The 8,908-nt window shown below is 42.4% G+C and carries 6 protein-coding genes and 13 tRNA genes; 4 read left to right on the top strand and 15 right to left on the bottom strand.

The features are described 5' to 3' along the window. Positions 1-872: 872 nt before the first annotated feature. From H0173_RS15635 to H0173_RS15620, 4 genes are all read left to right on the top strand, one after another. Complete coding sequence (locus H0173_RS15635) at positions 873-1,787, top strand: tyrosine-type recombinase/integrase (protein ID WP_221847440.1); 915 nt, start codon at positions 873-875, stop codon at positions 1,785-1,787. A gap of 253 nt (positions 1,788-2,040) precedes the next feature. After that, positions 2,041-2,265 (top strand): stage VI sporulation protein F, encoded by a 225-nt coding sequence (locus H0173_RS15630; protein WP_221847439.1) that lies wholly within the window; start codon positions 2,041-2,043, stop codon positions 2,263-2,265. Positions 2,266-2,519: 254 nt separating this feature from the next. Next, on the top strand, positions 2,520-2,921 hold the full coding sequence (locus H0173_RS15625; RefSeq protein WP_221847438.1) for a VOC family protein: 402 nt from the start codon (positions 2,520-2,522) through the stop codon (positions 2,919-2,921). 576 nt (positions 2,922-3,497) lie between these two features. Beyond that, entirely contained in the window at positions 3,498-4,739 is a 1,242-nt protein-coding gene (locus tag H0173_RS15620; RefSeq protein WP_221847437.1) for a replication initiation protein, read from the top strand. A 61-nt stretch (positions 4,740-4,800) separates the two neighbouring features. Here the strand turns inward: H0173_RS15620 and H0173_RS15615 are convergent, their stop codons facing one another. The 15 genes from H0173_RS15615 to H0173_RS15545 form a co-directional block, all read right to left on the bottom strand. Then, positions 4,801-5,802 (bottom strand): MmcB family DNA repair protein, encoded by a 1,002-nt coding sequence (locus tag H0173_RS15615; protein ID WP_221847436.1) that lies wholly within the window; start codon positions 5,800-5,802, stop codon positions 4,801-4,803. 152 nt (positions 5,803-5,954) lie between these two features. Further along, positions 5,955-7,346, bottom strand: a complete 1,392-nt coding sequence (locus tag H0173_RS15610) for a replication protein (RefSeq protein ID WP_260631211.1) — start codon at positions 7,344-7,346, stop codon at positions 5,955-5,957. A 374-nt stretch (positions 7,347-7,720) separates the two neighbouring features. Further along, a tRNA-Arg gene (locus tag H0173_RS15605) sits at positions 7,721-7,794 on the bottom strand. Positions 7,795-7,809: 15 nt separating this feature from the next. Then, positions 7,810-7,884 (bottom strand) — tRNA-Asn (locus H0173_RS15600). Positions 7,885-7,890: 6 nt separating this feature from the next. Further along, a tRNA-Ile gene (locus H0173_RS15595) sits at positions 7,891-7,967 on the bottom strand. A gap of 5 nt (positions 7,968-7,972) precedes the next feature. Beyond that, positions 7,973-8,046, bottom strand: a tRNA-Gly gene (locus H0173_RS15590). A 10-nt stretch (positions 8,047-8,056) separates the two neighbouring features. After that, a tRNA-Gln gene (locus H0173_RS15585) sits at positions 8,057-8,131 on the bottom strand. A 22-nt stretch (positions 8,132-8,153) separates the two neighbouring features. Then, positions 8,154-8,229, bottom strand: a tRNA-His gene (locus H0173_RS15580). 6 nt (positions 8,230-8,235) lie between these two features. Next, positions 8,236-8,319: transfer RNA gene (locus H0173_RS15575), tRNA-Tyr, on the bottom strand. A 15-nt stretch (positions 8,320-8,334) separates the two neighbouring features. Then, positions 8,335-8,407: transfer RNA gene (locus tag H0173_RS15570), tRNA-Phe, on the bottom strand. Between the two features lie 52 nt (positions 8,408-8,459). Beyond that, positions 8,460-8,536, bottom strand: a tRNA-Asp gene (locus H0173_RS15565). 4 nt (positions 8,537-8,540) lie between these two features. Beyond that, a tRNA-Met gene (locus tag H0173_RS15560) sits at positions 8,541-8,614 on the bottom strand. 22 nt (positions 8,615-8,636) lie between these two features. Next, positions 8,637-8,729: transfer RNA gene (locus tag H0173_RS15555), tRNA-Ser, on the bottom strand. A 13-nt stretch (positions 8,730-8,742) separates the two neighbouring features. Further along, positions 8,743-8,818, bottom strand: a tRNA-Ala gene (locus tag H0173_RS15550). Positions 8,819-8,831: 13 nt separating this feature from the next. After that, positions 8,832-8,908 (bottom strand) — tRNA-Pro (locus H0173_RS15545).

Below are 8,908 nucleotides of genomic sequence, written 5' to 3'. Positions count from 1 at the left end.
ATAGTTAGCGTTAAATTTGTGATAGTTAATGCTAATAAAGCTTGCTATATCAATATTTGTCGAACCTATAAAACATATAAAACATTAAAAACAAATATAAAACAGATATAAAACATACAAACATATGTAATGAATGTAAAATTATCTTATTATTACTTTTTTTAAAAAGATTATCTTCCAAAATTAGTGGTTACCAACTACATCATCGAATAATTATCGTATCGGCAAGGAGTGAGAGTATGTTTATTACTTCAAAAAGTACGGTGGTAGTTGGAGACTTGATTTTCAAGACCTCAAAATAAAGAGGTAATTAAAAGCCTTTATTAAATAAAAATCCTTTATTAAAAGATATAAATAATAATGATAATAAAAAACGAACTTCCCCTTCAGGATTGAAAGTTAGTGTTTTTAGGGGGACCATTCCGAAAATGCGGATTTACAACGAAAAGACTTGAAATAAGCCATTGAAGCTGTTTTAGCTCCCGAAACACTAAAACGAACCATACCCTAAAAATTCGGGTACAGAAAATCAAGAACAAAATTAACGTGATTTTTTCACGTTTCTTCAGCATGCTTTTAATGCTGTGAGGCCGGCTTCACGGCTCATGCGGCAGGGAGTGCGGCCAGTTTTTCCTTGGATTTCTGTATGAAGAAGAGCATCAGAGGGTTCCGAAAGGACCCTCCGAATGGTTCGGAAGTGATTCGGAAGGGTAGTGAATCGGAGTGTTATCAACTAAGCATATAATATACATTATATACGTTCATTAACTGTTCTTTCATGATATACTCGTCGTATAATGTAAGTTTTTGATTGACATACATAATCATTTTTCACTCTTAAACTCGTCATATAAGTGAAAGGATTGAGGACATTGCTTTCAGACTATATTCTCTATCTTCAGGAAAAAGGGAAATCGCAAAATACGATCATCTCTTATATGAATGATCTTCAGTCTTTTTTTGATGAGCTGCAGATTGGACCAGATGATTTCGTGACTGCAGCGGATGTTCGAAAATGGATGGGGATGATGTTAAATCCCGTCCAGACGAAGCCTCTCGCCATTTCAACGATCAATCGGCGCCTTAATGCATTACGGAGCTATTATGCCTGGGCAACGAAAACGAATAGGCTGCAGCAAAGTCCAATGAGCGATATTCAAGATTTGAAATCGGCTGATGAGGATCATGAAAAAATCATGTGGCTGACGGAGGATGAGTTCGAGCGTCTCCTCCAAATCATGCGGAGGAAGCCTGTCAGAAGCAGAGGAGTCAATCCGGAGGAAAAGTATCGGAGGGACCGGGCAATCGTCTATTTGCTGACGTATGCAGGTCTGCGCGTCGAGGAACTTTCTAACTTAAAACTGACCGACCTTGATCTTGTACTGAAGCGCATCCGCATTGTCGGAAAAGGGATGAAGGTTCGGACAGTTCCAATTTCCAATACGCTGCTTGCGGAAATCCAGGACTGGCTCACTTTTCGGGCAAAAATGATTAAATCCAAGCCACACGTCATGGACTCTCCGTATGTCTTTTACAGCCAGCGATCTCCGCAGTTCAGCATCCGCGGGATCCAGACGATGATTGAAGGCTACAGCCTGCCGGATAAAAAATTAACGCCCCATATGTTCCGGCATACGTTTTGCAAGTGGATGCTAAAAGCGACCAACAATGATATTGAAAAAGTCCGACGGCTCGCTGGACATCGTAATATTGCGACAACAATCAGATATTTAAAGGATTCATATAGTGATTTAGCAGATGCGGTTGAAGGTTTGCCGAAATTTTAACCCCGAACCAGCGAATAAAGGAAGGAAGAAACGTTGTTTTCTTCCTTCCTTCTTTTATTCCCTCACTCTCAATGATTGCAAGGATAAGATCGCACTAGTCAAAGGACCCATCCCATGAAAAATACGAAAGAATATACTATAAAGGCATAAAAATCTAAGGAAGGCGCTTACTGCGAAACTATATCCATTTCCCCTAATCAAAGGTCTCTTCAAAGGCTTTTTTTAGTGACTAAAACTTCAAGGAGGGGTGTTCATGTTTGATGAAATTGAAAAGAAACTAGGGCTAAAAATGAACGATCTCATCAAAATGATGGAGTTTTTTAAACAAACGGATTTTGAAAAGGAGCAAGAGATTCGAGTCTTTATTCGAAGAGTTTCCCATGCAACCAACAAACCGATCTCCAAGAAAACGGAAAACCTGATTGTCCAGGCCTTTGAATCTTTTCAGAACGATAGAAAAATATATAAAAGAAAATAAAAATCCGAAAACGGGGTAAAAACCATTAATAACAAGGGTGCACACTAAACGCAAAGAGAGCTATCTCAATGGAGGGTAGTCTCTTTTTATTTGTCATCAATTTTGCGATACTTCAACTTTTATTACCTGCTCTCCCCATGTGTTGGCCTTGTGCAAAAGTGTTGCAATAGGTTTTTTTTATACGATTCGCTTCTGTTGCCAGAAGTAGAGTAGAGTAGGAGTAGTTAAAAAATATATTCTAGGAGGATACGGCCATGTCACAGGAGATTTGGATTAACCTGCCGGTTAAAGATGTTGAGAGGTCCACTGCCTTTTTCAATGAGATTGGATTTCATGCGGTGAGCGTTGGTAATGAGAGAGCCAAGCTTGCCATAGGACAAACAACGATTCTACTGTTCCCGGATGCGGCGTTTGAGAAATTTACAGGTTCAAAAACCGCAGATACTGCCTATAGCGCAGAAGTAATATTTTCCATTGGGGCTGAAAGCAGAGAAGAAGTAGATGCATTTATTCAAAAAGTAGAGTTTGCCGGAGGAAGCATCTTTGGCAAGCCGAGTGAAATTGATGGCTGGATGTACGGCGCAGGATTTGCCGACCTGGACGGTCACCGCTGGAACCTGCTGTTCATGGATGAGAGCAAAATGCCGAAACGCTAATATGGAAACGCCCGGGATCATTTATTGCTGTACATATTCAAGATAAAGATATTGTTTCACAATCGGGTGCTTTTTTAGAGTAAAGAAAAAAGTCCAATTTCTCAATCCAATACTGAGAAATTGGACTTTTTCATTTTTTAAATTCCTTAACGTTGTCAATCTGCATTTTCCTGACCCTGAAAGGGTAAATATTTTTGTAAATATGTGTTTTGAGATAGAAACTTATCATAAATTTTTTAACACACACAGCTCTGTTTTGTTGTTTTACATATATATTGTTTTATATGTTTTAATTGTTTTAATTGTTTTCGGAGGCCTGGATCCCTTGGGGCGCAAGGGTTTAGGGCGTTTAAATATAACAAAAATGGTGCCAACTATAACAAAAATGGTGTGAATCATAACAAAAATGGTGCGAACGATAACAAAAATGGTGCCACTAATATAACAAAAATGGTGTGAATTATAACAAAAATGGTGCATCTATAACATTTTTGGTGCGAACTATAACAAAAAGAGTCTTTTGTTATAGTTCGAAGTTTGGCATAATAGGTGTCTAGGTGAAAGGGAGTCGGATAGATGCCAAAAATAGAATTAGTTGAAACAAGGCCGAGCAACCTTGTGACGAAATCAAATATGCTCATTGAGGCCAACTACAAGCTTGGTGTTGTGGAGCAGAAAATTATCCTCTGTCTTGCTAGCAATATACAGCCGACAGATTCGGATTTTAAAACATATACGCTGCCAATTAAGGAATTCACGAAATTACTCGGGTTAAAGGGGACGCCTAAATACACCGAATTAAGGCAGACGACGAGAGAATTAATGCAAAAAGTGTTTGAAGTGCGGATCAATAAGAAAGTGATTCAGGTTGCCTGGCTAAGCTATGTCGCCTATAACGAAACCGAAGGAACGATCGACATCCGGTTTGATCCCTTTTTACGGCCGTATCTATTAGAACTGAAAAAGGAATTTACAAGCTATAAACTAGAGAATGTAGTCAAACTGAAAAGTTCATATGCCATCCGAATTTACGAATTGCTGAAGCAATATGAAAAACTCCAAGAGCGCACATTCCCTCTCCATACACTCCGAAAAATGCTTGGCGCCGAAGATATATACCCTGCATACGGAAATTTTAAGCAGCGCGTGTTAGTGCCTGCTCAGAAAGAACTGAAGAAGAAAACCGACATCTCGTTTGAAATCGAGGAAATAAAAGACGGCAGACGAGTATCGAAAGTGAAGTTCATGATTCAATCCGTGAAAAAGAACGGTGAACAGCTCAGTCTGTTTGAAGAGAATTTAGAAGAGTTTCAGCAGCCTAATTCCTTTTCCGCTCGAATTAAAAAGCTCGGGCTCATGCTTGGCGTGAAGCTTTCAAATGAAATCATTCGCTCCTGGGAAAAGTTCGGGTATGAACAAGTCGTGGATCTCATGGAAAAAATGCAGGACCGGAACGATATAGACAATCCAATTGGCTACATAACAACCGTACTAAATGCGTCAAAAGAAGAGACAGCGGCTAAAAGTGCTGCTTCCTCTGAAAGTGAACTCATTTTACCTTTGTTAATTGCGAATTTCCGAAAGTCTAAAGAGCCGATGCCTGGCTGGTTTATCCAGGAGAAGTCGATTGAACAGCTTCAGTCCCGTTTTCATGTCGATGCCAAAGAAGCTGGGCTCATGTTCGAAAGCATAAGAGAAGAGCTGTTTGATATTCTAGGCGTAACAGATTACAAATCCCAACCTTCCGATAAAAAGGAACAGAAGCTTGAGATAAAAGACATTATTAAACAATTAAAAGAGAGCAGCGAAATAATATAACAAAAATGGTGTTTTTTTTAAAAAATGCGAAGGTTGAAATAATTCACCTTCGCATTTTTGCTTAGTATCCGTATATCCATTTCCTCGACAGCAGCTGTCCTGCAGCGAAGATCAATTCTTCCTGATGCTCTACTTTTACGCCTTCACGGCTGTCTGGCCTTACTAATCGGATGCTTTCCCCTGCATCGATCAATTGGCCGCAATTTCCCTCCCGTGCCTTCTCTTCAGCCGCATTCGATAGATGTGCAGGCGTCAAAAAATAATAATCATGACAGAAAGCGAGGGCATCCGCCCATTTTTTATCCGTCCAAATATCGCTTTGTGATACTTTCACATCGATGATAAGGAGCTCACTAGACGCATTATAAGCGAATATATCGGCTTTTTTCCCGTTCGGAAGGGGATAGTCGCCTACAGCGGTGTATCCGCGCTTAAACAGCCATTTAAGGGCTTTAAACTGTATATCTCTATGAAGCTTTAGGTGCTCAGCAGAAATAAACTCCGGAATGTCCGCCACTTTCATATAAGTGCGGCTTAGATTCTTCTTGATTCCTTCGATTTCCTGCTGGATGGATGACCGCTTTTTTTGGATCTCCTCCAGCTCCTGAAGGAATGCCGGCCCTTTCTGTAAAAGCTCTTTTTCCCTTTTCTGCAGCTCACGATCGCTTTTCTCTAGCCCTGTTAATTGGAGCTCGGTGTTTTCTTTAAACTCCGTTATCCGCTGTCTTTTCTCCTCTAGCCCGCTAATTAACAGCTGGAGCTCATCCCTTGTTGTATTCTCTGTCGTAACAGCAAGGAGCTCGGTGATGCCAGCCCAGTCGCGCTGCTTGAATAGAGGCGAAAGAGGCAGGCTTTTTAAACCGAGTGCATAAAATCGCTCATATTGATCTTCTGCTAAATTTTCTTTTGCAAGTAGCAGCATTTTTTTCAAACGGGATAGCCGTTTCGCTTGATCGAGTGACACGGGATAGTGAAGAGGCACGTCAGAAACCCTTAAACCGCTTGCGAGAGCATCGATAATCTGTTTACTTACGGAATCGATTCCGGTGATCGTTGTTTTCATATAAAACCTCCAAAAGTGTACGGTACACCATATAGAGATTATATATATTTTTCGGCTGTCTAGCAATGTCTGTAAGACGCCCTGCGCGCTATCGCTTGCCCGCTCCCCTCGCTGCGAGGCTTTGTCCCCCAACAGCAAAATCAAATACTCCCTTACCCATTAACGATTCTTTTTTTATTTTCGAGAGAATACAGGCTACCGCCCCTAATATAAGAGCGAGGACCAGTACGAGTCGATTCGGCAGCGAGTTTTTTCTTTAGTTTTCGGATGTAGCCTTCGCTAATCCCTAATTTTTCGGCTAATTTTACGTTGGATGCGTCCGGATAACGCTTGATGGCTTGCTTCAGCTGACTCAGTTTGTGTTCCGTCCGTTCCTGCTGTGCTTGTATGTATTCGGCGCGGCTCACAGATCCATTCTTTTTTCTGTGCACCATTTGATCCCGGATTCGTTTTCTCCTGCGCTTTTCACGGGAATCGATGATCGTTTTCATATGCTTCTGCTCTTCTTCGGTGATATTAAGCAAACGAATAATCGTGTCATTTTTAAAATTGTAGCCGGCCCCTGGATATCCTTTGGCGATCGCTGCTTCGTTTGCTTTTTCATCATTCTTGTTCATCCAGGCTGTTTCGGCACTTCTTGTCGCCCGAATGACCTCGCTCACTGACAGCGGTTCGCTCAATTCATTATTAAACTCAAGCATTTGTGCTAATGAATCTTCCGTATCCGCGGTGACGCAGCAGCTCCAGTACCGATAAAGAAAGCAAAACAGCTCCCGGTACCCTTTTAAATCATACTTACGGAGTTCCGCCACCTTCTCAATGTCCCGTATTCTTGAATCATACAGATGGCGCAGATTACATAATGGAACGATGGACTGAGCTAATTTCGGTTTCGGCTTCCTTTTCCTGCACGGTTTTCGTTCTAATTCGGGCAAGTATTCGGCTTGTATCTCTCTCAGAACATATTTGTTATGATGACATTGCTTGATGGAAACTTCTTTTCCATTCTTTGAATTCACACTTCCGGCGATTCGAAAAACCCTTGTCGGATCGATAGAGCTCTTATCGGCCCCAACGTAGACCATTTGCTGATAGAAATAAGTCTGAACGGCTTTCCAAAGCGGCAGTGCATGCGAAGGCACAGGCTCAATCAGCCAGATGCATATGAGTCCCCTTCCTGAAAAGATGACATAGTTCGGAACGGGGATCGATTCTTCAAATACTTCTAATTTTAATTTCCCCAGCACCCAATGGGGGTCATAATTCAAATTATGACAATCAACGTCGACGTATAAGGCCCTTAGCTCCTTGACTGTGCCATTTTTCCGCTGAGGCCTATAAAAGGTATTCTGACTGAAAAACGTGTCCTTCCCGAGCCAATTAGGGAGCTCTCGCGCCAATTCGTCCGGCTTAAAATGATATTGCCTCCATTTTCCGTTTTCCTCTTTATAGGCAAGGGTCACATAGCCCTTTGCCTCATGATGATGATGCAATACATGACGTGTTGCCTTATCTACTGCCTTGTTTTCTACCTTCTTAATCAACCAATATCCCCCTAATGGAAGGATAATCGCATATGAACATAGAAAGGTAAAAGCGAGGGATGCGATTCCTTCACAATCTCTTGAAAACCCCTGAGCCGCCAAACTCGATAGGGGTTTTTTCCTTTTTTCAGATGGGCTTTTTTTAAACATGAGGATAAAAACGAGGACTCTTAGTTATTTCGACAGAATCCTTTTTTATCCTCCAAAATACCCAATTATTCACAACTTTGTAATAATTTTGAAATTGTTTTGGAATTCTATATTAAGAAAAAGAGAGAATAAAAGAAGAAATTCGAATAAAATCTCTATTCGTTCGTTGTTTAATAAAAAAACTCCCGACCTTCAAGTCGGGAGTTTTTGTTTCGCTATTTTTACACGCCTTAGAGGATTCGAACCTCTGACCGACGGCTTAGAAGGCCGTTGCTCTATCCTGCTGAGCTAAAGACGCATTGCTTTATATGTATGGCTCCGCAGGTAGGATTCGAACCTACGACCGTTCGGTTAACAGCCGAATGCTCTACCACTGAGCTACTGCGGAATAATATGGTGGGCCTAAATGGACTCGAACCATCGACCTCACGCTTATCAGGCGTGCGCTCTAACCAGCTGAGCTATAGGCCCATATTTGGAGCGGGTGAAGGGAATCGAACCCTCATCATCAGCTTGGAAGGCTGAGGTTTTACCACTAAACTACACCCGCATTGTAAAGATGGCTGGGCTAGCTGGATTCGAACCAACGCATGTCGCAGTCAAAGTGCGATGCCTTACCGCTTGGCTATAGCCCAATAATGAAACGAATAAACAAAATGGGGCGGCTGATGGGAATCGAACCCACGAATGTCGGAACCACAATCCGATGCGTTAACCACTTCGCCACAACCGCCATAAATGGTGGAGGGGGGCAGATTCGAACTGCCGAACCCGAAGGAGCGGATTTACAGTCCGCCGCGTTTAGCCACTTCGCTACCCCTCCAAAAAAAAATAAAGGTGGCTCAGGACGGAATCGAACCGCCGACACAAGGATTTTCAGTCCTTTGCTCTACCAACTGAGCTACTGAGCCACACTAACAATATTTATATATATCAACAGTAGAAAATCTACTGGAAGAAATATGGCGGTCCGGACGGGACTCGAACCCGCGACCTCCTGCGTGACAGGCAGGCATTCTAACCAACTGAACTACCGGACCATGATTGCGGGGACAGGATTTGAACCTGCGACCTTCGGGTTATGAGCCCGACGAGCTACCGAACTGCTCCACCCCGCGACGATAATATTTAAATGCTTTATGGAGGAGGAAAGGGGATTCGAACCCCTGCGCGGTTTGACCCGCCTGTCGGTTTTCAAGACCGATCCCTTCAGCCGGACTTGGGTATTCCTCCAAATAAAAAAAATTGGTGGAGCCTAGCGGGATCGAACCGCTGACCTCCTGCGTGCAAGGCAGGCGCTCTCCCAGCTGAGCTAAGGCCCCATATTAGTATGAATGGTCGGGAAGACAGGATTCGAACCTGCGACCCCTTGGTCCCAAACCAAGTGCTCTACCAAGCTGAGCTACTTCCCG

This window comes from Bacillus sp. S/N-304-OC-R1 (genome assembly GCF_019749375.1).
In the GTDB taxonomy this organism is placed as follows: domain Bacteria; phylum Bacillota; class Bacilli; order Bacillales; family Cytobacillaceae; genus Cytobacillus.
The sequence above is the reverse complement of the archived record's forward strand: the minus strand, read 5'-3'. Positions and strand labels throughout refer to the sequence as shown.